The sequence below is a fragment of the Enterobacter sp. Taxon_8 genome, from assembly GCF_058354585.1.
In genome coordinates this window covers 2520678-2545473 of sequence record NZ_CM177989.1, presented here as the reverse complement: position 1 = coordinate 2545473, position 24796 = coordinate 2520678, and the positions used below count along the sequence as shown (strand labels likewise).

General features: G+C 58.8%; 22 protein-coding genes. 10 read left to right on the top strand and 12 right to left on the bottom strand.

All coding sequences use genetic code 11. The annotated features are described in order from the left end of the window. Positions 1 to 28 precede the first annotated feature (28 nt). Positions 29 to 1474: a M20 family metallopeptidase gene (locus tag AC4IBF_RS11975; RefSeq protein WP_143345026.1), complete on the bottom strand. Its 1446-nt coding sequence runs from the start codon at positions 1472 to 1474 to the stop codon at positions 29 to 31. Beyond that, on the bottom strand, positions 1474 to 2784 hold the full coding sequence (locus tag AC4IBF_RS11970; RefSeq protein WP_136194752.1) for a M20 family metallo-hydrolase: 1311 nt from the start codon (positions 2782 to 2784) through the stop codon (positions 1474 to 1476). Before AC4IBF_RS11970 ends, AC4IBF_RS11975 begins: the two co-directional genes overlap by 1 nt. Positions 2785 to 2959: 175 nt before the next feature. On the opposite strand from AC4IBF_RS11970, the gene AC4IBF_RS11965 reads away from it, so the two are divergent. Both AC4IBF_RS11965 and smrA read left to right on the top strand, forming a co-directional pair. Beyond that, positions 2960 to 3871 (top strand): LysR family transcriptional regulator, encoded by a 912-nt coding sequence (locus tag AC4IBF_RS11965; RefSeq protein WP_136194753.1) that lies wholly within the window; start codon positions 2960 to 2962, stop codon positions 3869 to 3871. Positions 3872 to 4225: 354 nt separating this feature from the next. Further along, entirely contained in the window at positions 4226 to 4789 is a 564-nt protein-coding gene (gene smrA, locus AC4IBF_RS11960; protein WP_252092814.1) for a DNA endonuclease SmrA, read from the top strand. A 27-nt stretch (positions 4790 to 4816) separates the two neighbouring features. On the opposite strand, the gene tcp is transcribed toward smrA, so the two are convergent. Then, positions 4817 to 6478, bottom strand: a complete 1662-nt coding sequence (gene tcp, locus AC4IBF_RS11955; RefSeq protein WP_136194755.1) for a methyl-accepting chemotaxis citrate transducer — start codon at positions 6476 to 6478, stop codon at positions 4817 to 4819. Positions 6479 to 6622: 144 nt separating this feature from the next. Here tcp and AC4IBF_RS11950 point away from each other — a divergent pair, with 144 nt between their 5' ends. From AC4IBF_RS11950 to umuC, 3 genes are all read left to right on the top strand, one after another. Continuing rightward, entirely contained in the window at positions 6623 to 7489 is an 867-nt protein-coding gene (locus AC4IBF_RS11950; protein WP_136194756.1) for an aldo/keto reductase family oxidoreductase, read from the top strand. A gap of 159 nt (positions 7490 to 7648) precedes the next feature. Then, positions 7649 to 8083, top strand: coding sequence for a translesion error-prone DNA polymerase V autoproteolytic subunit (gene umuD, locus AC4IBF_RS11945; RefSeq protein WP_133294273.1), 435 nt, complete (start codon positions 7649 to 7651; stop codon positions 8081 to 8083). Then, positions 8067 to 9329, top strand: coding sequence for a translesion error-prone DNA polymerase V subunit UmuC (umuC, locus tag AC4IBF_RS11940; RefSeq protein ID WP_136194757.1), 1263 nt, complete (start codon positions 8067 to 8069; stop codon positions 9327 to 9329). The genes umuD and umuC overlap by 17 nt, the downstream gene beginning before the upstream one ends. A gap of 12 nt (positions 9330 to 9341) precedes the next feature. Here umuC and AC4IBF_RS11935 read toward each other — a convergent pair whose 3' ends face one another. Then, positions 9342 to 9611 carry a hypothetical protein gene (locus AC4IBF_RS11935; protein WP_126303207.1) on the bottom strand — a complete coding sequence of 90 codons (270 nt, stop codon included), beginning with the start codon at positions 9609 to 9611 and terminating at the stop codon, positions 9342 to 9344. A gap of 83 nt (positions 9612 to 9694) precedes the next feature. Further along, positions 9695 to 10582 (bottom strand): LysR family transcriptional regulator, encoded by an 888-nt coding sequence (locus AC4IBF_RS11930; RefSeq protein WP_133294275.1) that lies wholly within the window; start codon positions 10580 to 10582, stop codon positions 9695 to 9697. A gap of 97 nt (positions 10583 to 10679) precedes the next feature. Here AC4IBF_RS11930 and AC4IBF_RS11925 point away from each other — a divergent pair, with 97 nt between their 5' ends. Continuing rightward, a complete protein-coding gene (locus AC4IBF_RS11925) occupies positions 10680 to 11735 on the top strand; it encodes an SDR family oxidoreductase (protein WP_133294276.1) in 1056 nt (351 codons plus the stop codon). 40 nt (positions 11736 to 11775) lie between these two features. Here the strand turns inward: AC4IBF_RS11925 and AC4IBF_RS11920 are convergent, their stop codons facing one another. Further along, a complete protein-coding gene (locus AC4IBF_RS11920; protein ID WP_491462840.1) occupies positions 11776 to 12756 on the bottom strand; it encodes an NAD(P)H-dependent flavin oxidoreductase in 981 nt (326 codons plus the stop codon). Positions 12757 to 12891: 135 nt separating this feature from the next. On the opposite strand from AC4IBF_RS11920, the gene AC4IBF_RS11915 reads away from it, so the two are divergent. Beyond that, a complete protein-coding gene (locus tag AC4IBF_RS11915) occupies positions 12892 to 13776 on the top strand; it encodes a LysR family transcriptional regulator (RefSeq protein ID WP_367897232.1) in 885 nt (294 codons plus the stop codon). Here AC4IBF_RS11915 and AC4IBF_RS11910 read toward each other — a convergent pair. Beyond that, positions 13748 to 15202 (bottom strand): aminotransferase-like domain-containing protein, encoded by a 1455-nt coding sequence (locus AC4IBF_RS11910; RefSeq protein WP_367897233.1) that lies wholly within the window; start codon positions 15200 to 15202, stop codon positions 13748 to 13750. The genes AC4IBF_RS11915 and AC4IBF_RS11910 overlap by 29 nt on opposite strands. Positions 15203 to 15298: 96 nt before the next feature. Here AC4IBF_RS11910 and AC4IBF_RS11905 point away from each other — a divergent pair, with 96 nt between their 5' ends. Then, on the top strand, positions 15299 to 16066 hold the full coding sequence (locus tag AC4IBF_RS11905; protein ID WP_367897234.1) for an arylamine N-acetyltransferase family protein: 768 nt from the start codon (positions 15299 to 15301) through the stop codon (positions 16064 to 16066). Positions 16067 to 16088: 22 nt separating this feature from the next. Here AC4IBF_RS11905 and AC4IBF_RS11900 read toward each other — a convergent pair whose 3' ends face one another. From AC4IBF_RS11900 to AC4IBF_RS11885, 4 genes are all read right to left on the bottom strand, one after another. Then, positions 16089 to 19166, bottom strand: a complete 3078-nt coding sequence (locus AC4IBF_RS11900) for an efflux RND transporter permease subunit (RefSeq protein ID WP_491462839.1) — start codon at positions 19164 to 19166, stop codon at positions 16089 to 16091. Then, positions 19163 to 20311, bottom strand: a complete 1149-nt coding sequence (locus tag AC4IBF_RS11895; RefSeq protein WP_491462838.1) for an efflux RND transporter periplasmic adaptor subunit — start codon at positions 20309 to 20311, stop codon at positions 19163 to 19165. The genes AC4IBF_RS11900 and AC4IBF_RS11895 overlap by 4 nt, the downstream gene beginning before the upstream one ends. A 78-nt stretch (positions 20312 to 20389) precedes the next feature. After that, positions 20390 to 21586 (bottom strand): sensor histidine kinase, encoded by a 1197-nt coding sequence (locus AC4IBF_RS11890; RefSeq protein WP_325813399.1) that lies wholly within the window; start codon positions 21584 to 21586, stop codon positions 20390 to 20392. Then, a complete protein-coding gene (locus AC4IBF_RS11885; RefSeq protein WP_133294284.1) occupies positions 21583 to 22278 on the bottom strand; it encodes a response regulator in 696 nt (231 codons plus the stop codon). Before AC4IBF_RS11885 ends, AC4IBF_RS11890 begins: the two co-directional genes overlap by 4 nt. A gap of 124 nt (positions 22279 to 22402) precedes the next feature. Here AC4IBF_RS11885 and AC4IBF_RS11880 point away from each other — a divergent pair, with 124 nt between their 5' ends. Next, entirely contained in the window at positions 22403 to 23188 is a 786-nt protein-coding gene (locus AC4IBF_RS11880; RefSeq protein ID WP_491462837.1) for a MipA/OmpV family protein, read from the top strand. Positions 23189 to 23225: 37 nt separating this feature from the next. On the opposite strand, the gene yajD is transcribed toward AC4IBF_RS11880, so the two are convergent. Beyond that, on the bottom strand, positions 23226 to 23573 hold the full coding sequence (gene yajD / locus AC4IBF_RS11875; protein ID WP_023617218.1) for an HNH nuclease YajD: 348 nt from the start codon (positions 23571 to 23573) through the stop codon (positions 23226 to 23228). A gap of 178 nt (positions 23574 to 23751) precedes the next feature. On the opposite strand from yajD, the gene AC4IBF_RS11870 reads away from it, so the two are divergent. Beyond that, positions 23752 to 24777 (top strand): LLM class flavin-dependent oxidoreductase, encoded by a 1026-nt coding sequence (locus AC4IBF_RS11870; RefSeq protein WP_008500518.1) that lies wholly within the window; start codon positions 23752 to 23754, stop codon positions 24775 to 24777. Positions 24778 to 24796 lie beyond the last annotated feature (19 nt).

Genomic DNA, 24796 nt, shown 5'->3' with positions numbered 1-24796 from the left:
GAGTGTTGTTGTGTTGTGTTATGTTTTTTTATTTTAAAGGTGACGGTGTCACGCCCCGTGGGATCGGACACGCGTACGGTTTTTCTTGTATTTGCTGTTCAAACTCTTCACGGCATTTTTTCAGCAGCGATGCGTCCTGCAGCAGATTGAGCGCGGTTGCGCCCATCACTTTTCCGGCCAGCAGCATGCCTTTGTGGGCAATAGAGGTTCGCCCCTGAGACACCAGCTGCCAGGTGTGCAGCGGCGTGCCGACGGTAAAGCAGGGGCTGAAGCACTGGGCCACCGGCATTTTCCAGCTGACGTCGCCCACGTCGGTTGAACCCGCCAGCACGTTGTCGGTGACGGCGTAAGGCGCGACTTCATCTACCAGCAGCGTCGCCTGATGACGACGGGCAAAGGCTTTACCCGCGTCGCCACCCGTGGCGGCAATATTTTTCAGGCTGTTTTGCAGATCGTTGGGCGTCAGCGTGGCGCGGATCTCGCGGGCAAATTTTCGCTCTTCTTCGGTCCACTGCGGCGTGCCGTAGTGCTGCAGGGCGCGATACATCGCCGCCTCGAGCGTGCGGTTCGGCAGGTAGCTTGAGCAGGCTTTATCAAAGCGACACTCGACGGTGGTTTCGGTCATCATCGCCGCGCCCTGGGCAATTTTCTCGATGCGTTCGTAGATCTGCTGCGCATCGGCCATCTCCGGGGCGCGGATCAGGTACAGCACTTCGGCCTGCGCCTGTACCACGTTGGGGGAAATCCCGCCGGTGTCGGTGATGGCGTAATGGACGCGCGCTTTCTCAATGATGTGTTCGTTGAGGAAGTTGGTGCCGGTGGTCATCAGCGTCACGGCGTCCAGAGCGCTGCGTCCCAAATGGGGGGAGTTGGCCGCGTGCGCCGCCACGCCGTGAAAACGCCAGGCGGCCTGAATATTCGCCAGCGTGCTGACGTTAAACATCCCGGCAAAGGCTTCCGGGTGCCAGGTGACGGCGGCATCGACGTCATCAAACAGCCCTTCGCGCACCATAAAGGTTTTCCCGGAGCCGCCTTCCTCGCCGGGACAGCCGTAAAAACGCACCGTTCCGCTGCCGCCGTGCTGCTCCAGCCAGCTTTTCACCGCCACCGCGCCCGCAAGCGCCGCGGTGCCTAAGAGGTTATGCCCGCAGCCGTGGCCGTTAGCCCCCGGCGTGGCGGTTTGCGCGGTCGCGCAGTGTGCCTGCTGGCTTAACCCGGCCAGCGCGTCGTACTCGCCCAGCAGGGCGATAACCGGTTTTCCGCTGCCGAAGCTGGCGATAAAGGCATTTGGAATACCGCCTGCCTCGCGGGTCAGCGTGAAGCCTTCTGCTTCCAGCTCGCTGGCCAGCCGTTCGGCGGACCAGAACTCTTCAAAGCGGGTTTCGGGACGATCCCAGATCGCGTCGGCAATATCGGCTAACGTCCGACATCGCGTGTCGATCGCATCGGCAATAAAAGCGTAGTTCTCCTGCATTACACACCTCGCGTCCACGGGAAATTAAGCGCAGTTCGCGCCAGCGTTTCGATGGCGACAGGCATCACCTGCTCATCGAAGTCGAATTTTTCGTTGTGATGCCCGGCGCTCAAATCCGTGCCAAACACCATATAGGACGCCATGCCGCCGTTCTGCTGCACGCGGGCCATCATCAGCGTGGCGTCTTCGGAGCCCGCTGGCGCTTTCACCTTATCGATGGCGTGAACAACCCCGGAAACCCGGCTCGCCTGTTCGCGCAGATAATCCACCCACGCCGATGTCGGCGCGCTGGAGGTGGCAGCCCCCATCAGGCGCATCTCCGCGCTCACGCCGTAGAGCGCCGCCGCGCCGGTAATCACCGCCTTCGCGCGTTCAAAGACGTACTGATTAATCGCTTCGCTTTCGCCGCGGGTTTCAACCTTAATCAGCGCATTCGCGGGGACCACGTTGCGCCCGCTGCCCGCCTGCATCACCCCGACGTTCACCCGGGATGCGCCGTCGCTGTGCGGGGCGATGCTGTGCAGGGCGAGGGCGGCCTGCGCGGCGGCGAGCAGGGCGTTACGACCGTCCTCCGGCTTACCGCCCGCGTGCGCGGCCACGCCGGTGAAGCTCACGTCGAACTTGGTGGTGGCCATAAAGTTATCGCTGCCGCAGATTACCGTCCCGGCAGGTACGCCGGTGCCAATATGGATAGCCGTGAAATAGTCCACGTCATCCAGCGCCCCGGCGGCAACCATGGCGCGCGCGCCGCGCGTTCCTTCTTCGGCAGGCTGGAAGATCAGCTTGATGGTGCCGTTGAGCCGGGCTTCATTCTGCTTTAGCACCTGTGCCAGTCCCAGACCAATCGTGGTGTGGCCGTCGTGCGCGCAGGCGTGCATCATGTCCGGATTGCAGGAGGCAAACCCGTCGCGGAACGGGCGATGGCTGTCGTCAAGCGCTTCGCTTAAATCAAGGGCGTCCATGTCGACGCGAAACGCCAGGGTTGGGCCCGGGCGGCCGGTATTCAGGGTGGCGACAATGCCGGTAAACCCGCCTTCAAACGGCGCCAGCCATTTCTCAGGCGCGCCCTGCGCGCGCGCGCGGGCAAACTCTCGCGCCAGGGTTGTGTCATCGGGTAACCCCATCCGGCTTTCGGCATCGACCACGTCGCGGCCCATCGCCAGTGCGTAACCCAGCGAGTCCAGTATTTCCGCGACTTTCGCGGCGGTACGAAACTCTACCCAGCCGGATTCCGCAAAATGGTGAAAATCGCGACGCCACGCGCTCAGCTGCGGCGTTAACGTCTGGATGTACTGCGCCAGTGTGTCCATATCTGTTCCTGTCATCATTAAAATATGTGAACTGCTTCACGCTGTGATAGTTTTTACTTATCACTAACCGATTTTTCACAGTTTCAACCGTTCAGGAATTACCCTCGCACATCCCTTTCCATTAAAGTAGATGACAGTTTCTTTACTCTGATAAACAACGGTTATCGGTTGGGCTATGACATTCCAGATTAAATTTCATCAAATCCGGGCGTTTGTTGAGGTTGCGCGTCAGGGCAGCATTCGCGGTGCCAGCAGGACGCTGAATCTTTCGCAGCCGGCGCTGACCAAATCCATTAAAGAACTGGAGGAGGGCATGGCGGCGCAGCTTTTCGTGCGCAGGAGTAAGGGCGTCGCGTTGACCGAATGCGGTGAGGGCTTTTACCAGCGCGCCAGGTTGATTCTGGAAGAGCTGCGCGCGGCGCAGGATGACATCCGTCAGCGGCAGGGGGAGCTGGCCGGGCAGATCAACATCGGGATGGGGGCCAGCGTTTCACGCACGCTTATGCCCGCCGTTATCACCCGCTTCCATGCGCAGCATCCGCAGGTCAAGGTGAGGATTATGGAAGGGCAGCTGGTGTCGATGATCAATGAATTACGCCAGGGCGAACTGGACTTCACCATCAACACTTATTATCAGGGGCCTTACGACCAGGAGTTTACGTTTGAAAAGCTCTTCGAAAAACCGTTTGCGGTATTTTGTCGTGAAGGTCACCCGGCAATGGGAGCAACGTCAATTAATGAACTCCTGCATTATAACTGGACAATGCCGACGCCGCGGGGAAGTTATTATAAGCAATTAGAGGAGGTATTTAGCGATCGTTCGCAAATACCGCGAATTGGTGTGGTTTGCGAAACATTTTCTTCCTGTATTAGCCTGGTTGCGCAAAGTGACTTTTTAAGCATATTGCCGCAGGAGCTAGGGTGTGACCCGCTGCTGGCGCACCGGCTGGTCATGCTGCCGGTTGTCGAATCGCTTCCTAAAGCAACCTATTATTTAATTCAGCGCCGTGATTCACGTCAGACTCCCCTTGCTGAGTCATTAATTACGCAGTTCAGAAGGGAGGTGAGGAAAATAGTCATCGCCTGAAATGCATATAAAAAAAACAGGATCTGTCCGACATCAAACAGACCCTATAGTACACACAGCAGTGCGTCCTTTCGCCAATCCTGAGTATTATATCCATGAGGCAGGTATATTTAGGTATAACACCTTTTCCGAAAAATGAAAGGCAGGCGAGTAATTGATTTAATGAATTTTTAACATAAATCACGTAATTTAACTTTGCTGAAGTTTTAGTTAAGTGTAGTTTAACTTTCTTTAATAATGACTATATATATTCATCAGGTTAATATTATTGCCACGTATCGCCCTGTAACGGTGATTGAGGCCGGTCTCTGGCGCAGGTATAGTACAGTCCTCAGATGTAGCCGGAGGATGTCCATGAACCCTGACGACAAATCATTTTTTCTTGACGCCATGGAAGATGTCCAGCCACTGAAGCGCTGCGCGGATATTCACTGGCAGCCCAGCCGCAATACGCGGGCGCGCGAGGAGGTGGATAGCGAACAGCTGGATAACTTCCTGACGCTGGATTTTCTCGACGTGCTTCCCCTGGAAGAACCGCTGGCGTTCCAGCGCGAAGGGGTACAGCAGGGCGTTATTGATAAGCTGTGCGCGGGTAAATATGCCCGCCAGGCCAGCTTAAACCTCCTGCGCCAGCCCGCCGAACGCTGCCGTCAGATGCTCTATTCTTTTATTCGTCAGGCCGGACGCGACGGGTTACGCAATCTGATTATCATTCACGGGAAAGGGCGCGAGCAGAACTCGCATCCCAATGTGGTGCGCAGCTATCTGGCGCGCTGGTTAACCGAGTTTGAGGAAGTGCAGGCTTTCTGCGTGGCGCTGCCGCATCACGGCGGCAGCGGGGCATGTTATGTTTCACTGCGAAAATCGGATGAAGCAAAACAGGAAAACTGGGAGCGGCACGCCAAGCGCAGCCGCTAGCGGGCGATCTCCTCGCCCGCCGATGACTCAGAACGTTTCCCAGTTGCTGTCGGTAGAGGCGGTAGTTGTCGCCGGGCGCAGCAGCTGTGGCGTTTTCAGACTGGCCGGGCGCGGGGCGACCGCTTTTTCTTTGCCGTTCAAGCGAAACGCGGCCACCGCTTGGCGCAGCTGCTCGGACTGATCTTCCAGTGCCGCAGCCGCCGTGGCGGACTCCTGCACCAGCGCGGCGTTTTGCTGCGTCACGCTGTCCATCTGCGAAACGGCCAGGCTCACCTGCTCAATACCGCGGCTCTGCTCGTCAGAGGCAGATGAAATCTCACCCATGATATCGGTCACGCGGGTGACGGCGGCGACAATTTCCTTCATGGTGGTGCCGGCCTCGCTAACCTGCTCAGAACCGGTATTCACCCGGCTGACAGAGTTCTCGATAAGCCCTTTGATCTCTTTCGCCGCCTGCGCGCTGCGGCTCGCCAGCGTACGGACTTCGCCTGCAACAACCGCAAAACCACGGCCCTGTTCCCCGGCGCGTGCCGCTTCCACCGCGGCGTTAAGCGCCAGAATGTTGGTCTGGAACGCAATGCTGTCGATCACGCCGGTAATATGCGCAATTTGCTGCGAACTGTCGGCGATTTCGTTCATGGTGCGAACCACGTTATCCACGACGTGACCGCCGCGCGCGGCCGTTTCAGAGGCGTTTTTCGCCAGCAGCGTGGCCTGACGGGCGTTATCGGAGTTCTGTTTAACCGTCGCGGTCAGCTCTTCCATGCTGGCAGCGGTCTCTTCGAGCGAGGCGGCCTGCTGCTCGGTGCGGGCGGAAAGATCGTTGCTCCCCGCGGCAATTTCACCTGCGCCGGTGTAGATGGAATCGGTACTTCCGCGTACGGCGCTGACGGTGGTTACCAGCGACTGCTGCATCTCATGCAGGCCGGCGGCCAGCTGACCCATCTCATTGCGACCCGAGATAGCGATCTCCTGCGTCAGGTCGCCCCCTGCAATGGCGCGAATATGGTTCATAATGGAGTGGAGTGGTTTTAACAGCAGATGTTGTAAACCCTGCCAGATGACCACCAGAACCGCGATCACGGCCAGCAGAATTGCCGCCAGCGTCCACTGCATCTGCGTGAAGCTGCTCTGGTTCTCTTCGGTTGCGGCCTTCAGCAGGGTGTTGTTTTCGGCGCGCCAGCGGTTATAGACCGCTTCCATATCGTCCTGCGCCTGCTGCGCATCCAGATCGCCATAGGCCTGATAGTTGTCGGCGCGCAGATACTCAATCGATAAACGCATGACTTCATGCATCTGGTTCCAGGATTTCTGCATCTCGTCGGTCAATGCCGCCTCCTGGCCCTTAACCTGCGGCAGCTTCTGCCACTCTTTGTTATAGGCTTCGGCTTTTGCCAGCGAGTCGCCTGCGGTGCCAAGCAGTTTGTTGATCGCTGCCAGGGAAGCCGGGTCACGCTGGTTTTTCAGGTAGCGGATCGCCACGCGGGTGACGGTGACGCGCGTTTTCACCAGCGTGTTCACGCTGTCGCTCAGGCTTTCCTGCTGGGCATTGAGCACGCCGGAATTCTGGAAGTTATGGCGATCGTTGCTGACGGCAGAGTAGAACAACCCTCCCGTGACAACTTGCAGCAGACAGAATATGGTGAGAGCAAAGATAATACCGGTAATCACGTGCAAATTTTTCAGCATAGCGGTCGTCCGTTAGAAAGGATGCAGAGGTACACCAATACTATCGTCGTATAGAATTTAAACTTTAATTTAACTCGCGCTTAACTAAGGGCTCCGGTGAGGAACCTGTTGTAAATCCGGATCATTTTTATGAGGAAGGTTAACATGAGCAGCATTGATAAAAGCGGGACGTACGCGCTCGGGACGCGGACGGTTAAAAGACTGGGCTACGGTGCGATGCAGCTCGCCGGGCCGGGCGTCTTTGGCCCACCGAAGGATAAGCAGGCCGCGCTGGACGTGCTGCGCGAGGCGGTGACGGCGGGGGTGAACCATATTGATACCAGTGATTTTTATGGTCCTCATGTCACCAACCAGCTGATCCGCGAGGCGCTTCATCCTTACCGGGACGATCTGACGATCGTCACCAAGATTGGCGCCCGTCGCAACGACAAAGGCGCCTGGCTGCCGGCCTTTTCCGCACAGGAACTGACGCAGGCGGTGCATGACAACCTGCGTAATCTGCAGCTGGACGTGCTGGACGTGGTGAATCTGCGGATCATGTTTAGCGCACACGGGCCTGCGGAAGGGTCGATTGCTGAACCGCTCTCCACCCTGGCAGAATTACAGCGGCAGGGGCTGGTGCGGCATATTGGCCTGAGCAACGTCACGGCCACCCAGGTTGCGGAAGCGCAGAAGATGGTGCCGGTGGTGTGCGTGCAGAACATGTACAACATTGTTAACCGGGGTGATGATGCGCTGGTGGATCTGCTCGCGCAGCAAGGGATCGCGTATGTACCGTTCTTCCCGCTGGGCGGCTTTACGCCGCTGCAATCTTCCGGGCTTAAGGCTGTCGCGGATTCACTGGGCGTCACGGCAATGCAGGTTGCGCTGGCATGGCTGCTGCAGCGTTCTCCGAATATTCTGCTGATCCCGGGCACCTCTTCCGTGGCGCATCTGCGGCAAAACCTCGCGGCGGGGGAACTGCAGCTGCCGCCTGACGCGCTGGAAACATTGAATACGCTGATGGACTGATCGTCACAGGCGCAAAGCCCGACATGCGCTTCCGGGCTTTGCGCGTTTTAAATCTTCTGACACTTCAACGCGTTTGGGTCCGCTTCCGGAAATGACCTTGATCCTTGTCCATAATCCGTAATACTGTATTTATATACAGCATTCGGCGAGAAAGGCATTATGGACACTCTCTTTTCTTATCAACCAAAACAAATCATTGAATTACCTTTGTTTTTAGAACGTGTTGCCTGTGGGTTCCCCAGCCCGGCACAGGATTATGTGGAGGATCGTCTCGATCTTAACCGGCTGGCAGTAAGGCACCCCAGTGCGACCTATTTTATTAAGGTGAGTGGAGACTCCATGATTGGGGCGGGGATCGGCGATGGCGATCTGCTGGTGGTTGACCGCTCGTTAAATGCCGAACACGGAGATATCGTCGTGGCGTCGGTCGCCGGTGAGTTTACGGTGAAGGAGCTACAGACGCGCCCGGTTCTGAGGTTGTTGCCACATAATGTCCGCTATCAGCCGATTACCTTTCAGTCCGAAGAGGAGCTGCAGATCTTCGGCGTCGTCACCCACACGCTTAAAACGCATAGACATGTTCGCGCTGGTTGATGTGAACAGCTTCTATGCCTCCTGCGAGCGGGTCTTCCGCCCCGATCTGGAGGGGAAGCCCATCGTGGTGGTTTCCAATAACGACGGCTGCATTATTTCACTGTCGCGGGAGGCAAAGCAGTTCGGCATAAAAATGGGTGAGCCGTATTTTAAATTCAAACAAAAACTATATCCGTCAAAAGTTTACGTCTTTAGCTCGAATTATGCGCTGTATGCCGATCTCAGCAGTCGGGTAATGCAGACGCTGACCGATCTCGCCCCGGCAATAGAGATTTACTCCATTGATGAGGCGTTCGTGAACGTTTCAGGGGTCAGTCACTGCCTGTCACTGGAAGCGTTTGGTCACCAGATGCGCTCGCAGGTCTTTAAAAATACGGGATTAACCGTTGGCGTCGGTATTGCCCCGACCAAAACGCTGGCGAAGCTGGCCAACTATGCGGCGAAACGGTGGTCCGGCACCGGCGGCGTGGTCGATCTCTCAGGCCGCGAGCGGCAGCGTAAACTGCTGGAAAAGGTTCCGGTAGAGGAGGTGTGGGGGGTAGGCCGACGCATCACGAAAAAGCTCAACGCGATGGGGATCACCACGGCGCTGGAGCTGGCGGAGGCCTCCTCGTGGGTCATTCGCAAACATTTTAACGTGGTGCTGGAGCGTACGGCCCGCGAGCTTCGCGGTGAGCCCTGCCTTGACCTGGAGGAGTTCACCCCCACGAAGCAGCAAATTATCTGTAGCCGTTCGTTTGGACACCGTATTATGCAGTACGAGGAAATGCACCAGGCGATTTGCGCCTACGCGGAACGCGCCGCAGAGAAATTGCGCGGCGAGCATCAATACTGTCGTTTTATCAGCGTGTTTGTGCGCACCAGCCCGCATGCGGACAACGAAATTTATTACGGCAATCAGGCTTCGGTCACCCTGATGACGCCCACCAATGACTCGCGCGATATCATCCGCGCCGCCACGGAAGCGCTGGGGCGGATATGGCTCGACGGGTATCGCTATATGAAGGCCGGGGTCATGCTGGCGGACTTTTTCAGCAGCGGCGTCGCCCAGCTTAACCTGTTTGACGATAATCGCCTGCGCGCCAACAGCGCGGCGCTGATGGAAACGATCGACAGCCTGAATCATTCCGGCAAAGGGAAGATATGGTTTGCCGGGCAGGGTATTGAGAAACCGTGGGCGATGAAACGGGAAATGTTGTCACCGGCCTATACAACGCGGTACGCCGATTTGCCGGTGGCGAGGTAGAGTATCGTTGCGTTATTTCTTTTGAATCAACCAGGTTGCCGCAGCCGCCAGCACGCCGATCAGCGGCATTTCGCCCGCACCGGCCAGGAAGTTATGACGATCGATCTCACTATTTTTACGGATATCGGTAAGGCGAGTAAGCGCCTCTTTTTCATCCGCGGCGCCGATCTCCTCGAACTGTTTTTCGAACCCCTGGGCGATGAGCTGTGCAGCCGCATCGGTGTTTGCGCTTTCGATTGCTATGAGGTTTGGGCCTTTTTGGAAAAAACAGTACTCCGGCATAAGTGCTCCAGAAAAAGGGGATACGGTAAAAATACTCTATTCCTGGCGGTTGAAAAATGCACGTAATTTACGGGGGGGAATCATCAGCATTTCTTTATTATTTCAGGCAGTAACTGCTCAATCACGCTGACGACCTTTCTGACGCGCTGCGGAATAAAGCGGGCATCAGGATAAACGGCATAGAGGAAGCGATCGGGTAACCGCCAGTCGGGCAGCACCGGTACCAGCGTGCCCACCTGCAGCGCTCTGGCCACGAGCGGTCGCTGCATGCCGCCGATACCCATGCCGGATTCCAGCGCCTGCAGCAGCGCGTCGCTGGTGTTGGCACGGAAAACGGTATTCACGTTGACCTCGACCGTTTCCTCGTCAGAAATCAGGCGCAGGGGGGCATCCAGCGGAATGCCGCTGAACCGCACGTGTGGGAGCGTCGCCAGCTCGCTGACGGCGTGTACCGCCTGAAAATCGGGAGCGGCAAACAGCGCCGCCTCAATACGCCCCAGCACGCGAGCCGCATGCGCCTGCGGAGGCTCGCTGCCCAGCCGTATCGCGATATCCACGCCCTCCGTCACCAGATCGGCAAGGCGGTCATCGAGAGAAATCATCAGCTGCAGTTCGGGATGCAGGCGCTGCAGCGCCAGCAGATGCGGTAAAAAGATCTGACCCAGGCCGCTCGGTAACTGGACATGGACGCGTCCCTGAACGCTATGATCGGCAGGATGTAAACGCCTCTCCGCTTCCCCCATGGCGTCCAGCACAAGCTGCATATCACGCCGGTAACGTTCACCCTGTTCGGTCAGCTTCATCGTACGCGTCGTTCGGTGCAGCAATACCACACCAAGCGCTTCCTCAAGCGCCGCGATCTGTTGACTGACGGCGGACTGCTTAATCCCGGTCTGACGGGCGGCCGCTGAGAACGAGCCTGCTTCAGCGACGCGTAGAAAGGTAGAAATGGCGGTGAGCTTGTTATTCATTTAATGATTCTGCTTATAAGTGCCATCGATTTCAGGGAGTATTTGCAGAAAAAATAATATATCACACTGTGGCTGTCACCCTTTCCGGAGAAACACCATGAGTAAGAGGCAGCAACACAACGTCGCCCTGGTCGCGGGCGCCAGCGGCATTGTCGGCAGGCAGCTGGTCAACACGCTCCTGAACCATCAGTGGGAGGTGATTGGCCTCAGCCGTCATGCCGGATCGCATCCTGACGGCATTCCGATGGTCAAGGTCGATTTACTGGATGAACAGGACAGCGCCCGGGCGCTGCGCTCCCTGAACGGTGTCACCCACATCTTTTACAGCGCCTGGGCGAACGCGGCGAACTGGACGGACATGGTTGAGCCGAACGTCACCATGCTGCGCAATCTGGTCAGCACCCTCGAAACAGCGGCACCTTTGCAGACGATAAGCCTGATGCAGGGGTACAAGGTCTACGGCGCGCATCTGGGGCCGTTTAAAACCCCGGCGCGGGAAAGCGATCCCGGCGTGCCGGGGGCCGAGTTTAACGCCGCACAGCTCACGTGGCTCAGCCAGTTTCAGCGGGGAAAACGCTGGCACTGGAATGCCATCAGGCCGGGCGTGGTGGGGAGCGCGGTGCCGGGCAATGCCATGAACCTTGCGCTGAGCATCGCCCTGTACGCCTCCCTGTGCAAGGCGTTGGGTTTACCGCTGCGTTTTCCCGGTTCAGAACAGACCTGGCACAGCATTGTGGATCATACCGACGCCGGGCTGCTGGCCGAGGCCACGCTGTGGGCCGCCGCGTCACCTGCGGCACAGAATCAGGCCTTCAACGTAAACAATGGAGATATCTGGCGCTGGAGCGAGCTGTGGCCGCGCATCGCACGCTGGTTTGAACTGGACTCTGCGCCGCCGGTGAGGCTGTCATTTCATCAGCTGTTTAACGACTATCGCGGCGTATGGCGCGAACTTGCCGAAGAGCGGCTGGTGGAAGCGGATATTCTGCAGCTGAGCGACGGGCGGTTTGCCGATTTTGTCTTTAGCTGGGATTACGACATGTTCGGTGACGGGAGCAAGCTGCGCAGGGCGGGTTTTACGCAAATGCAGGCGACCGATGAGATGTTTTTCAGCCTGTTCGCGCAGATGAGAGCCGCGCGGATTATTCCCTGAGAACACAGGGCGTCCTGATAACCGTCAGGACGCCAGGGGCTTACTCAACCGCTAACATATTGACGATCTCGGCCACGCTTTTCACGCTGTGGATGTTCCCAATCCCCGTGCCGAGCGCGATATAGCCTTCATCGGTGTTATCTTCCAGCATGCCCAGGCGCAGGCCCCGTAATCCTCCCATCGCCTTGCCCAGCGCTTCGTTGCTTGCGCCTGCTTTATCCATCGCCGCCAGTTTTTCCGCCAGCTTGCCGGGTAGAGAGCGGTAGTAATGGGGCACGGTCCGGAAAAGCAGCAGGTCCAGGCCGTTGGCGGCAATAATTTTCTCTTTGACTCCCTGCGGCACGCGGCTTTCTTCGCTGCTGATAAAGACCGAACCGGCAAACACGCCTTCAGCGCCTAACGCATGCGCCGCTCTGGCGGTGCGATTATCGGTAATGCCGCCCGCGGCCATCACCGGGATATGCTTCACGGCATCGGCAATCAGCGGCACGATGGAAAAGGTGCCAAGCACCGTTGCGGGCAATGTTCCGCCCTCGTCAAAACCGGTGGCGACGATAATGTCTGCCCCCATTTCTTCTGCGAGACGGGTGTTTTCCGGCGTTGGGTTGATGTCGCGGTAGATAATGGCAATACCCGCCTCTTTTAACTCACTAAACAGCGCGGGAATAATGCTGCCTTCCCCATAGCCCGTATACACCACGACTCTGACGCCTTCCTCTTTTACCACCTGAAGAATAGGCCCTGTCCAGACGTCATTAACGGCGGTAGGGATCAGGTTCACACCAAACGGTTTTTCGGTCAGCCGTTTGGTTTTTCGAATTTCTTCACGCATTTTTTCGGCGGTCTCTTCCGGCGTGGAGACCGCGGTATCGGCGGTTAACCCAGCGTTGGGCCCCAGCACGCCGAGCCCTCCGGCATTGCTGACCGCAGCGACCAGGCGGGCGTCAGTAAGCCAGGACAATGGCCCCTGAATAACAGGTTTTTCGATACCCAGGATCTGACAAATACGGTTATTTTTCATAGCAGACTCTCCCTTACGTTTGAATGGGGAAGAGTGTAGGGCGCAGTATTGTTAGGAAAAATAGCCAAAAATATTCATCACTGTTATAAAATTAATAACAATAACTTTATCCTGCTCGCGGCAAAAACATCCCTTATGCAAATAAACCTCTTTGAATCTATTCGGATTTTTATTGAAATTGTCGAGTCAGGCAGTCTTACCCAAGCGGCGGAGAATCTGCAGATCCATCGCCCGGCGGTCACCAAAGCGCTGCAGCTTCTTGAGCAACACAGCGGCACGCGGCTCCTGCAGCGCACCACGCGTCGGATTAACCTGACGCCGGATGGGGAAGCGTTTTATCGCCGCAGTAAACCCCTGCTGGCGCAGGCGGACGAATTACTGGAGTCGTTTGGTACGGATCGGGCAATACATGGCCAGCTTAGAGTCGATATGCCGGTCTCGTTTGCAACGCTGCGGGTGATACCCAATCTGCCTGACTTTTATCGTCAGCATCCCGGGATCGACATCATTCTGAGCAGCTCTGACCGCCGTCGGGATATGCTGCGGGATGGACTGGACTGCGTGCTGCGGGTGGGTGAGCTGGAGGACGGCGATTATATTGCGCGTAAAATCGGGAATATCAAAATCACGACCTGCGCCAGCCCGGCCTGGCTGGCAAAACACGGTACGCCAGAAACGCCGGATGATTTACGCAAGCATCAGGCCATCAACTGGATTAATAACCGCAGCAGACACATTCATCCGTGGACGTTTACCACGCCAGAAGGCATCGCGGAGATTACCCTGCCCGGTAAGCTTGTCGTGGATAACTCCGAGGCCTACATCGCGGCAGGCCTGGCCGGGCTGGGGTTAATGCAGGGGATGAATCTTTTTCTCCAGCCTTACATAGACCGCGGTCTTCTGGTTGAAGTCTTGCCAGGCTATCGCTCGCCGGACCGCAAGCTGTCACTGCTCTATCCACACCGTCACCTCTCCCGCAAGGTGCGGGTTTTTACCGAGTGGCTGGAGAGTCTTGTGTGAAAACGGCCAGCTCGTGGCACAGCGCACCAATTTGTTCCACGGCGTTCAGCAGGCGGGGCGTGGGTTCGTTTGCGCAGTTCAGCCGCAGAAAGTGCGTTAATTCGGCGGCAGGGGAAAACAGGGGACCGGGGCTGACGCCTATACCCAGCGCCAGCGCGCGACGATGCACCTCCAGCGCGTTGACCTGCTGAGGCAGTTCTACCCACAGCAGGAAACCGGCAGCGGGCACGTTAACGCATGTACCGGGTGGAAAGCTCGCCTTGACCTGTGCCACGACGGCGCGAACGCCCTCTGCGATCCGCCGCTTCAGCCGCCGCAGGTGACGATCGTAGTCGCCGCTTGCCAGGACGTCGCTCGTCGCCGCTTCCAGCAGCGGCGCACCGGCCCAGTCTCCGGCCATGCGGGCCTGCAAGACCTGCGGGGAGTAGCGTCCGGCGGCAATCCAGCCGATTCGCCACCCCGGCGCAAGCGTTTTAGACAGGGAGCTGCAGTAGATCACATTTCCGCTCTGGTCGAATGCCTTGCAGGCCGGAGGGCGTTGCCCCTCGCCGACCAGGTCACCGTAAACGTCGTCCTCAATCAGAGGAATACCGGCTTCTTCAAGCAGAGAAACCAGTTCCTGCTTGCGCGCGACGGGCATGCTGGCACCCAACGGGTTTTGCACGGTGGGCGAGGCCAGAACGGCCGCGGGGCGGTGGCAGCGGATGGCGTCCGCCAGCGGTTCCAGCAGCAGGCCTTCTGCAGGGTCGGTGGGGACCGCTAAGGCCTTCAGGCCTAAATCCTCCAGCAGCAGGAGCGTGCCAAAGTAGGCGGGCTGCTCAATCGCCACCACATCTCCCGGCTGGCATACGGCCCGAAGGGCCAGGCGCAGCGCCTGCGTCGCGCCTGCGGTAATAATGAGATCGTCCGCACTGAAACGGGCTCCCCACTGCGCAGAGCGCGCGGCAATTTTACTTCGCAAATCCCGCCTTCCCGGAGGCAGGCTGTAGCTCTGTCCATGTGCGTCCAGACGACGGCCCGCAGAGTGTAACGCCCGCTGCAGCGCATCTCCCGGCAGCCACGCGGGATCGGGCAGGGCGGCGCCCAGCGGGATCAGCCGGGCTTCTGCACTGCTGAACAGCGACCGGGCCACGGCGGACATCGTGACGGGGACCGGGCCGGGTGGGGAACGCGCGGGCTCCGCACGCGGAGGCTGGCTGGTCAGACGGATGTAATAGCCTGAACGCGGGCGCGCAACGATCAGCCCCTCAGCCTCAAGGCAGCGAAGGGCCTCCAGCGCCGTCGGAAGGCTAACGCGCTCGCGTTCGGCCAGTTTGCGCGCGGAGATCATCCTGTCACCGGCGCGCAGCGCGCCGGACGTAATGGTAAGACGCAGCATATCCGCAATACGGCGATAGTGAGGAGAGGACCGGGACGGGGCAGACATGGGTAACTGTTCAGGCTAATTTTCGATAAAACTGACTATACAGCCATTGATGCGCGCCATCTATAGTGTCCGGCATGTTCAGGACAAGGAGGCATTATGCAAAGCGATAACTTCAACATTTCCACCTATTTCAAACGCATAAACTATACCGGACCGGCGGGTGCCGATACGGCCACCCTGCATGCACTCATGCGCCGTCAGCTCTTTTCCGTTCCCTTTGAAAATCTGGACGTTCAGGCGGGGAAAATTGTCTCGCTGGCGCCAGACGATATCGCCGATAAGGTGTTAACGCAGGGGCGCGGCGGCTACTGCTATGAGGTAAACGGGCTTTTTGCCATGGCGCTGGAGGCGTTAGGGATCCCTTACCGCTTCGTGGCGGCGCGCCCGATGTTCTACCCCGCGCGGCGGCCGAAAACCCACATGGCGATCGTTGCTGAGGTAGATAGCCGACAGTGGCTTTGCGACCTCGGTTTCGGCAGCTACGGTATTCGTGCGCCGATGGCGCTGGACACGCTTGATGTTGAGATCGTACAGGATTTCGACACGTTCCGACTGAGCCGCAGCGCGGAGGGTGAGTATTTGCTTGAGGCGAAGGTTGAGGGAGAGTGGGCCCGGCAGTACGGCTTTGATCTCACCCCTCAGGAATGGATTGATTTCGTTCCGGCCAACTACCTTAACTCCACGCACCCGGATGCCATCTTTGTGCAGAAGAGGGTGGTGGTGCAGCACAGCCCGGAGGGACGCCAGATTTTGCTGGGCGATGTGCTGAAAACCATCACGGCGAACGGCACTGAAACGCGGCAGCTGGCGGAGGAGGAAATCCGCCATGTCCTGAAAGACCGTTTTGCGCTGACCGCCGCGTAATCTGCCGGGAAACGGTGGAGCCTCAGCGCAGTCCGTCTTCTGCGGCGTTGCGCTGAGCTCCCCACTGTAACAGCAGGCTAAACGACGCGGGTAACACGGTCAGCGTCACCAGCGTCGCAGCCAGCAGCCCGCCGATAATGGCATAGGCCATTGGCCCCCAGAAGACCTGATGAGAGATCGGGATCATGCCCAGAATGGCGGCGCAGGCGGTCAGACAGATGGGTCTGGCCCGGTGCTCCGCGGCCGCCATAATTGCGGCATCGTTTGCCATCCCCTGAGCAAGATTGCTGTCAACTTCGCTAATCAGTATCACCGCGTTGCGCACGATCATCCCCGCCAGGGCGATGACGCCCAGCAGCGCGACAAACCCCATCGGCGTGCCGCCGGGCAGCATAGCCAGCACGATCCCCGGCAGGCCAAACGGGGCCATCAGGAGGGCCAGCAGCATCCGGGAATATCGCCGCAGCTGAAGCATCAGCAGCAACAGCATGAGGGCCAGCGTTACCGGAAGAACGGTAAAGACGGAGCTGTTCCCCTTGTCCGATTCGGCAACCGCGCCGCCCTCTTCAATGCTGTAACCTGCGGGCAGGCTCGCGCGCAGCTTGTCGACCGCCGGACGCAGCGCGGCGGATACCGCTTCAGCCTTCAGCCCCGGGGCAAGGTCGGTTTGCACCGTGATAAAGGGCACGCGCTGGCGGCGCCAGATGACCGGATCGTCCACGCCCCAGACCGGCGTCGCGACGGCGCTGAGCGGAATTTTTTTACCGTCATTCCCCTGAATCGTGAGCGAGGAGAGGGTGGCGGTGCTGTGGCGCGCGCTGTCCTCGGCCCGCAGCACCACGTCGACAAGGCGGTCATTATCCCTGACCGAGGTGACGACGCTGCCGGACCAGACGGTATTCAGCGTGCGGGCGAGGCTTTCGGACGATATTCCCGCCGCCCTGGCCGCCGTCTGATTCACCTTAAGGGTGATGACCCTTTCAGGCTCTCCGGCCGTCCGGTTAACGTCGCGTGAGAACGAAGACCGGCCAATCGCGTCCGTGAGACGGTTCGCAAACGCCCGGACCTGCAGATAATCTGGCCCGCTCACCCGGTATTTGATGGGCCAGCCGACGGGCGGCCCCAGCTCAAGGGGCGACACGCGCGTGATGATGTCGCTAAATTGCGTCGCCAGGATCGTGTTGAGCTGTGCGTGCAGACGATCCCGCGCCGCAAGATCCTTCGCGACCACAACCATCTGGGCGATATTTTCATTTTCCAGCAGCACGTCCATCGGCAGGTAAAAACGGATGGCGCCTGAGCCAACGTACGTCGAAAAGCGATCGATATTGCTGTTGTCGGCCAGCGCCTTTTCCAGCTTTTCCACCTCTCTGAGCGTTTCCGGCTGCGACGCGTTAGCCGGAAGCGTCAGGCTGACCAGCAGCTCGGGCCGGTCCGAGGCGGGGAAAAACTCGCCCTGCATAAACGTCGTGCCGTACGCTGACAGCCCCAGCGCGGAAAGGGCGAGCAGCACGGTAGCGACCCGGTGACGCAATGCCAGGCGTAAAAGCCGTCCGTACCCGCGCGCGATCCTTCCGGGTTCTGCCGCGTGATGTCTGACTGTTTCCGGCAGCATCCACGTACCCGTTAGCGGCGAAAACAAGATCGCGACAATCCAGGAGCAGAGCAGGGCAATGAGCACCACCGCAAAGAGGGAAAAACAGTATTCACCGGCGCTGGAGGTCGCAAAACCAACGGGAATAAAACCGGCAATCATTACCAGAGTCCCGGTGAGCATCGGGAAGGCCGTCGTTTTGAATGCATGGGTGGCCGCGTGCCGACGGGAATCCCCCGCTTCCAGCCGGGAGACCATCGTTTCGACGGCGATCATGGCGTCATCCACCAGCAGGCCCAGGGCGATGATCAGCGCCCCGAGCGAGATACGCTGAAGGCCAATACCTGCGAGCATCATGCCGGCAAACGTCATGGCGAGCACCAGCGGAATGGCCGTCGCCACCACCAGTCCGGCCCGTAAACCCAGCGAGACAAATGAAACCGCCAGCACGATAACAACGGCTTCGATAAGCACCCGGATAAACCCGCTTACCGCGTCACTCACCACCGCGGACTGATCGGCGACTTTCACCATCTCGATACCGTGCGGCAGCCCGGCGCTGAGGGTCGCCATTCTGGCATTCAGCGCAGCGCCGAAACGCAGCATGTTGCCTGTCGGCGCCATCGACACCGCCAGCCCGATAGCCGGCTTGCCGTTCACCCGGTAGGCCGGAGCCGGTGGCTCGGCGATTTCACGGGTGACGGTGGCAATATCGGTCAGCGGAATATAGCGATTGTTAACGTGCAGCGTGACGGCGCGTAAGCTCTCTTCGGTGGTGAGCGCTCCGCTGACCTTTATCGCCATGTTCTCCTGCCCGGTTCGCATAACGCCAGCCGGGACAACCGCGTTTTGCGCCCGGAGGGCGTCGGCAACTTCCTGAATATCGAGCCCCATACCGGCCAGACGTGCCGGAGAAAAGGCGAGGACCCACTGCTCCTGCTGTTCGCCCAGCAGGGTGGTCTTACCCATATCCGGCAGGGACATGAGCTCGCGACGTATTGTCTCTGCGCGATCCCGCACCTCCCGCAGGGTAAAACCGTCGGGAATAAAGGCATAAATAGTGCCGAACGTGTCGTCAAACTCATCGTCCACGGCAGGGCCCTGCACCCCGTCAGGCAGGGACGGCGCGATGTCCTGCATTTTTTTGCGAACCTGATACCAGATATCGGGCACGCGTTGCGGGGGCGTATCGTCACGGAGGTTGACGTGGATAACGGTGCGTCCGGCACGGGTTTCACTTTCGAGATAGTCCAGCCAGGGCGTTTCCTGCAGCTTTTTTTCAAGCGTATCGGTCAGCAGGCGGGTGGTATCCGTCACGGAGGCTCCCGGCCACTGCGCGGAGACGACGGCCGTTTTAATGGTGAACGCCGGATCTTCGTTACGCGGCAGCTTCTCATAGCAGAACACGCCCATCGCAATCACCAGCAGCATGAAAAAGCTGACCATCTGCTGGTTCTTAAGCGCCCAGGCGGAGAGGTTAAATTTGGCTTCCGCTCCGGTACTCATGGCTGAACCTCCCCTGGCACCACCGGCTCGCCGGATCGTAATGTGCTCACGCCCGCCGTAATCACCCTGTCACCGGGCTCAAGGCCGGAGGCAATCATGACGGAGGAGGCCGTATAGCCGACGGGCACCACCACGCGCAGCTGCGCCTGCGACCGCGGGGTAATGACAAAAACGGCCGGTTTGTCGCCGACGCGGGTCAGCGCCGACGCGGGAAGCGCGTACCCGTGCGGGGCGGCGGAGGGCAACGTAACGGTGACGCTGGCGCCCAGCGCCATGGCCTCCGACGGGTTTTGCAGGGTCGCTCTGACGCGCCAGGTGCGGGTCTGAGGATCGGCCTGCGGGGTAATATCCCGCAGTACGGCAGAGGCCTGTACCGACGGGTCGCTGAGGAGGGAAACCCGCAATTCTGTCTTATCCAGAGGCGGAATCGCATCCGGAGTAGCAATATCAAACGCCACGTCGCGACCTTCTCCGGTCGCCAGCGTCAGCACGGACTGGCCGTCGCTGACAACCTGCCCCGCTGAGGCGCTCACGGCCGTGATGACGCCCGCTTGTGGCGCGATCAGGCGCGTCCAGCCGAGGCTTTCGCGAGCATTTCGCCAGGCGGCCTCGCTGCTTTTTAAGCGCGCGCGGGCGACAAGCCAGTCCGCACGGGCGCTGTCGAGCTGCGTGCGGGCTATCGCACCCGTTGGCATAAGCTTTTGCATGCGACTGACGTTAATCGCGGCGACCTGAGCAGAGGCTTTGGCACCTTCATAGTCGGCCTCAGCGCTGTCGAGCTGGTTTTTCCCGGTCGTATCGTCAAGCGTGGCCAGTAGCTGTCCGGCAGTGACCCGGTCGCCAATATCAACGCTGCGCGTCAGTATCCTGCCCCCGGTCCGAAAGCTCATGGTCGTTTCATCGTGGGCATGGATCTCACCGGTTCTTTCCAGCGCGGGAGGGGATTGGGCGGAGCCAACGACGACGTAGCGTACCTTACGCACTGGGTCAGGTTTGTTTTCGTGTTTATCACCGCAGCCAGTCAGCGGAAAAATCGCCAGCGCAAGCAGGGCCAGGGGAAGAAAATGCAGCCAGGAAAGGGTGCGCGCCACGCCGTACAAATGATGCAGGCAGTGGCGGAGGGAGAGAAAAAAATCGTCTGACATAACGCCGCTCCATAAAGGGAATGGCGTTATTAAATGCGCGCTACGTCGAGAAAGATTCGACGTTCTGTCAAGGCTTTATCAAGAGTGGATATTTTCATTACCGGACGGGTGCCAGGGCAATACGATGCGTACGGCGAGGCCGCCCGTTTTGGATAATGACGCGCTAATCTCACCCCCATGCGCCTGGCAAATTGCCCGGGCGATGGACAATCCGAGGCCGCTGCCGCCGGAATGCCGCGCGCGGGACTGCTCCTCGCGGCTAAAGCGTTTAAACATTTCCGGTAAGAACTGGGGCGACACGCCCGGCCCGTCATCGGTAAATTCGAGGATGTAATGACCGCTGGCGTAGTGCAGCGCCACCTCAAGGTGGCCGCCATCGCGCCCGTAACGTAGCGCATTTTCCATGAGGATGGTAACGACCTGTCCAAGACGGAACGCATCGCCTCTGAAGGGGCTGGTGCGCGGGTTGCGAAACGTTATCCGAAAATGATGCGCGTCAGCCTCGGGCATGATCCAGGCCGCCCGCTCCTGAATCAGCTCATCCAGACAGAACGGCTGGTTCTCCAGCACAAGGTTACCCGCGTCGGCGAGCGAGAGAAGATGGAGCTCATCGGTGAGACGATTGAGGTGCTGGAGCTGTTTCATCACCATGCCCAGCTGTGCCGGGCTGGCATCAAACACGCCGTCCAACATGCCCTGCAGACGACCAATGGCGGCCGTCAGGGGCGAGCGCAGCTCGTGCGCCATCGCGACGTGCGAGGCGCGGAGCTCTTTTTCATAGCGGGCGAGTTGCCCCGTCATGGAGTTAAAGTCGGTCGCAAAGCTGACCATTTCCGCCGGTGCATCCTTGATGAGCTCAGCCTGACGGCCAAACTGCCCGTCGGCGACATCCTTTGCCGCATCGCGAAGGCGGCTGAACTGCAGTGCCAGCGGTCGGGCGTGTTTGAGCCCCATCACCACGATAAACGGGATCATCACCAGCACCAGCAGGGCCACCGTAACCCAGTCCGCAGAGGCGATGGACGGTGTGGAATAGCTCAGGCCCCACCAGGTGTCCACAATCGAGTGGAAGCGGGCCGGATTGGCCTGCGGGTTCTGGCTGAGCGTAAGAAACTCCTGCCGGACCGCCGGTGGCATCCTGCCCATGATCCAGTAGTTCTGGACCGCATAGCGCAGCCACATGCAGGTGGCAATGACGATCACGCTGCCGATAGCCAGCGCCAGGATGCGCGCGCAAATCCAGCGCCACAGAGAGGAGTGCCGGTTTTTTATCATGGCTGTCTGAACCTGTAACCCACGCCGCGAACGTTAATCAACACGCCGGAGATGCCCGCCGCTTCGAGTTTTCTACGCAGGTTATAAATATGGGTGTCCACCACGCGCTCCAGCGCCTCGCTTTCCGGCAGACAGTGTTCCAGCAGGTACTGACGGGAAAAGGGGCGTGCGGGAGAGCGCAGCAGCGTTGCCAGAAGCGAGAATTCCGTTGGCGTAAGATCGAGCATCACGGGCGCGTCGTCGCCGTTGTCTACGCTCGCCACAATGGCGGCGACATCCACCGCCAGCGTTTGCCAGCGAAGGATCTCTTCGTCAGCCTCTTTTTTACTGCTGCGCCGCAGCACCGCCTGCACCCGAGCCACCACTTCGCCCGGATGATAAGGCTTCACAACGTAATCATCGGCACCGTACCGCAGGGCGCCAATGCGATCGGGAGTATCCCCCATGGCCGTGACCATAATCACCGGCACATCGCTTTTACGACGCAGGCCAGCCAGCACTTCGGTGCCGTTAAGCCCCGGCAGCATCACGTCCAGCAGAATGAGGTCTGGCTTCCACCGCTGTGCTATATCCAGCCCGGAATGACCGTCCCCGGTAATGGTCACGTCGTAATTTTCCCGCCGTAAATAGGCTTCGAGCACGCCGGCCGCATCGGCGTCATCTTCAATAATAAGCACTCTTCTGGACAACATCCGTTCACCTTGACCATTTCTTAACACTATCCCGACGATTCATTGATTCAGCCAAATCATACTGCGCCAACATTGTGTGGCCGCCCCCGTATCAGGAGGCGCCAGCGTCCGTATGGAGAGCAGTATGATAGCGATAAATAAAGTCCTGTATATGTCCGTCCCGCTTCTGATGGCCGTGGCTTCCGGCGCGCAGGCGGATGATGGCACCGCGTCCGATTCCCTAACCGTCGGGCTGGGAGGGCAATACGCCCCGCGTTACTCAGGCTCAGACAAGCAGGTGTGGCAGGTGGTTCCTGTGCTGCAGGGACGCAAAGGCGCTTTCTTCGTTGATGTGCAAAAAGGGGTGGGGTATGACCTGCAAAATGACAGCGGCTGGTATTTCGAACACACGCTGGGCTACGACTTCGGAAGGGCTGATAAAAATTCTGGCTGGCGTGAGGGCGCAAACAATCTGAAAGGAATGGGGGACATTGATGCCACCCTGAATACCGGCCTTGCCGTCGGCTGGCAGGCCGCGCCATGGCTGAGTATGGAAGGCAAAGCGACGCTGCCGTTAACCGACAGCCAGGGGGCAAGCTATCAGGCCTCCGTTACGCTGATCCCGGTACAAAATAACCAGGACACGATCGCCTTGCAGTCTGCGGCCCTGTTTGGCGACAGCCGTTATCTGAATACCTGGTATGGGGTCAGCGAGCAGCAGAGCCGCCGCACCGGCTATCGCCGCTATGCTGCGCCGGGTGGATTTTACGGCGTCGACACCAGCCTGACCTGGAGCCACCAGTTCAATGCCCACTGGGGGACGGTCCTGAGCGCGGACTATACCTGGCTTGGCGACCATGCCAATGACAGCCCGATAGTGATGCGGCGTAATGAGGGGTCTGCAACCGCCGCTATCACCTGGACATTCTAAATTCGCGGATCACGATGTGAGCGAGGGGGCGAGAGGATTACTTCTTCTTATCCATCATCGCCTTTAAATCGGCAAACGGGTTAAACGTGGCGACGCCCACGTCTTTTTGCGCGTCTTCCCCGGCGACCACGGTGGTGCCGTACCGATCCGCTTCGGTGTATTTCGAATGCTCGTGATCGTGGCAAAACAGGCACAACAGCTCCCAGTTGCTGCCATCTTCCGGGTTGTTGGTATGGTCGTGATCGATATGGTGAACCGTGAGTTCGCGAAGATTGGAATAGACAAACTCGCGCGAGCAGCGTCCACACACCCATGGATAGATTTTTAATGCTTTTTCGCGATAGCCGCTTTCCAGCCGCGCGTAGTTTTTGGGGATCAAAGCCATTGCCGGTTTTACCTGCCATGAAAAGAGTGGGGAAGATTATATCCCATTATGGGGCGGAATGAAGAACCGCGCTATTCTGTCAATTTATTTGATGCTTTCCGTTAAATAAACGGCATTTATTCTTATCGGGTAATGCGTAAAGTGGACAGAACGCAACGTATTATCAGGAAAAATGGTTATGAAAAAGATCGGATTTTTATCCTTTGGTCACTGGACGCCTTCGCCGCAGTCGGGCACGCGCTCGGCGGCAGACACGCTGCTGCAGTCCATTGATTTAGCCGTGGCGGCTGAGGAGCTGGGCGCAGACGGCGCCTATTTCCGCGTGCACCACTTCGCCCGACAGCTTAGCTCGCCGTTCCCTCTGCTGGCCGCTATTGGTGCAAAAACGAAAACCATCGAAATCGGCACCGGCGTGATCGACATGCGTTACGAAAACCCGATGTACATGGCCGAGGATGCGGGCGCGGCGGATTTGATTTCCGGCGGTCGCCTGCAGCTCGGCATCAGCCGCGGCTCCCCGGAGCAGGTTATTGATGGCTGGCGTCATTTCGGCTATGTCCCGCAGGAAGGGGAAAACGAGTCGGACATGGCGCGTCGTCATACCGAGGTGCTGCTTGAGGTGCTGCGTGGGGAAGGGTTTGCCAAACCGAACCCGCAGCCAATGTTCCCTAATCCGCCGGGGCTGCTGCGCCTGGAGCCGTATTCTGAAGGGCTGCGCGAGCGTATCTGGTGGGGCGCAGGTTCCAATGCGACGGCCGTATGGGCCGCAAAACTGGGCATGAACCTGCAAAGTTCAACCCTGAAGGACGATGAAACCGGTGAGCCGTTCCATATTCAGCAGGCAAAACAGATCCGCGCGTACCGTCAGGCCTGGAAAGACGCAGGGCATACGCGCGAGCCGCGGGTGTCGGTCAGCCGCAGTATTTTTGCGCTGATGGACGACCGTGACCGGATGTATTTCGGTGCCAGCCGGAACGACAGCGATAGCGTGGGTTACCTTGATGAGAAAACGCGCGCCATCTTCGGGCGAAGCTATGCCGCGGAGCCGGACAAGCTGGTTGAACAGCTGAAAAAAGACGAGGCGATTGCCGAGGCGGACACGCTCTTACTGACCGTACCGAACCAGCTGGGTGTGGATTATAATGCGCACGTGATTGAGTCTATTCTCAAGCATGTCGCACCGGCAATGGGCTGGCGCGAGTAGTTCCGCTATCAGCCTTGAG

What these genes read in the sequence shown, in the direction of transcription:
- AC4IBF_RS11885 (WP_133294284.1), bottom strand. Translation starts at nt 22,278, where the DNA reads ATGTTGTCCAGAAGAGTGCTTATTATTGAAGATGACGCCGATGCGGCC.
- AC4IBF_RS11895 (WP_491462838.1), bottom strand. Translation starts at nt 20,311, where the DNA reads ATGTCAGACGATTTTTTTCTCTCCCTCCGCCACTGCCTGCATCATTTG.
- AC4IBF_RS11905 (WP_367897234.1), top strand. Translation starts at nt 15,299, where the DNA reads ATGCAAAGCGATAACTTCAACATTTCCACCTATTTCAAACGCATAAAC.
- umuC (WP_136194757.1), top strand. Translation starts at nt 8,067, where the DNA reads ATGTTCGCGCTGGTTGATGTGAACAGCTTCTATGCCTCCTGCGAGCGG.
- AC4IBF_RS11915 (WP_367897232.1), top strand. Translation starts at nt 12,892, where the DNA reads ATGCAAATAAACCTCTTTGAATCTATTCGGATTTTTATTGAAATTGTC.
- AC4IBF_RS11870 (WP_008500518.1), top strand. Translation starts at nt 23,752, where the DNA reads ATGAAAAAGATCGGATTTTTATCCTTTGGTCACTGGACGCCTTCGCCG.
- smrA (WP_252092814.1), top strand. Translation starts at nt 4,226, where the DNA reads ATGAACCCTGACGACAAATCATTTTTTCTTGACGCCATGGAAGATGTC.
- AC4IBF_RS11890 (WP_325813399.1), bottom strand. Translation starts at nt 21,586, where the DNA reads ATGATAAAAAACCGGCACTCCTCTCTGTGGCGCTGGATTTGCGCGCGC.
- AC4IBF_RS11900 (WP_491462839.1), bottom strand. Translation starts at nt 19,166, where the DNA reads ATGAGTACCGGAGCGGAAGCCAAATTTAACCTCTCCGCCTGGGCGCTT.
- AC4IBF_RS11920 (WP_491462840.1), bottom strand. Translation starts at nt 12,756, where the DNA reads ATGAAAAATAACCGTATTTGTCAGATCCTGGGTATCGAAAAACCTGTT.
- umuD (WP_133294273.1), top strand. Translation starts at nt 7,649, where the DNA reads ATGGACACTCTCTTTTCTTATCAACCAAAACAAATCATTGAATTACCT.
- tcp (WP_136194755.1), bottom strand. Translation starts at nt 6,478, where the DNA reads ATGCTGAAAAATTTGCACGTGATTACCGGTATTATCTTTGCTCTCACC.
- AC4IBF_RS11880 (WP_491462837.1), top strand. Translation starts at nt 22,403, where the DNA reads ATGATAGCGATAAATAAAGTCCTGTATATGTCCGTCCCGCTTCTGATG.
- AC4IBF_RS11935 (WP_126303207.1), bottom strand. Translation starts at nt 9,611, where the DNA reads ATGCCGGAGTACTGTTTTTTCCAAAAAGGCCCAAACCTCATAGCAATC.
- AC4IBF_RS11975 (WP_143345026.1), bottom strand. Translation starts at nt 1,474, where the DNA reads ATGCAGGAGAACTACGCTTTTATTGCCGATGCGATCGACACGCGATGT.
- yajD (WP_023617218.1), bottom strand. Translation starts at nt 23,573, where the DNA reads ATGGCTTTGATCCCCAAAAACTACGCGCGGCTGGAAAGCGGCTATCGC.
- AC4IBF_RS11910 (WP_367897233.1), bottom strand. Translation starts at nt 15,202, where the DNA reads ATGTCTGCCCCGTCCCGGTCCTCTCCTCACTATCGCCGTATTGCGGAT.
- AC4IBF_RS11965 (WP_136194753.1), top strand. Translation starts at nt 2,960, where the DNA reads ATGACATTCCAGATTAAATTTCATCAAATCCGGGCGTTTGTTGAGGTT.
- AC4IBF_RS11970 (WP_136194752.1), bottom strand. Translation starts at nt 2,784, where the DNA reads ATGGACACACTGGCGCAGTACATCCAGACGTTAACGCCGCAGCTGAGC.
- AC4IBF_RS11925 (WP_133294276.1), top strand. Translation starts at nt 10,680, where the DNA reads ATGAGTAAGAGGCAGCAACACAACGTCGCCCTGGTCGCGGGCGCCAGC.
- AC4IBF_RS11950 (WP_136194756.1), top strand. Translation starts at nt 6,623, where the DNA reads ATGAGCAGCATTGATAAAAGCGGGACGTACGCGCTCGGGACGCGGACG.
- AC4IBF_RS11930 (WP_133294275.1), bottom strand. Translation starts at nt 10,582, where the DNA reads ATGAATAACAAGCTCACCGCCATTTCTACCTTTCTACGCGTCGCTGAA.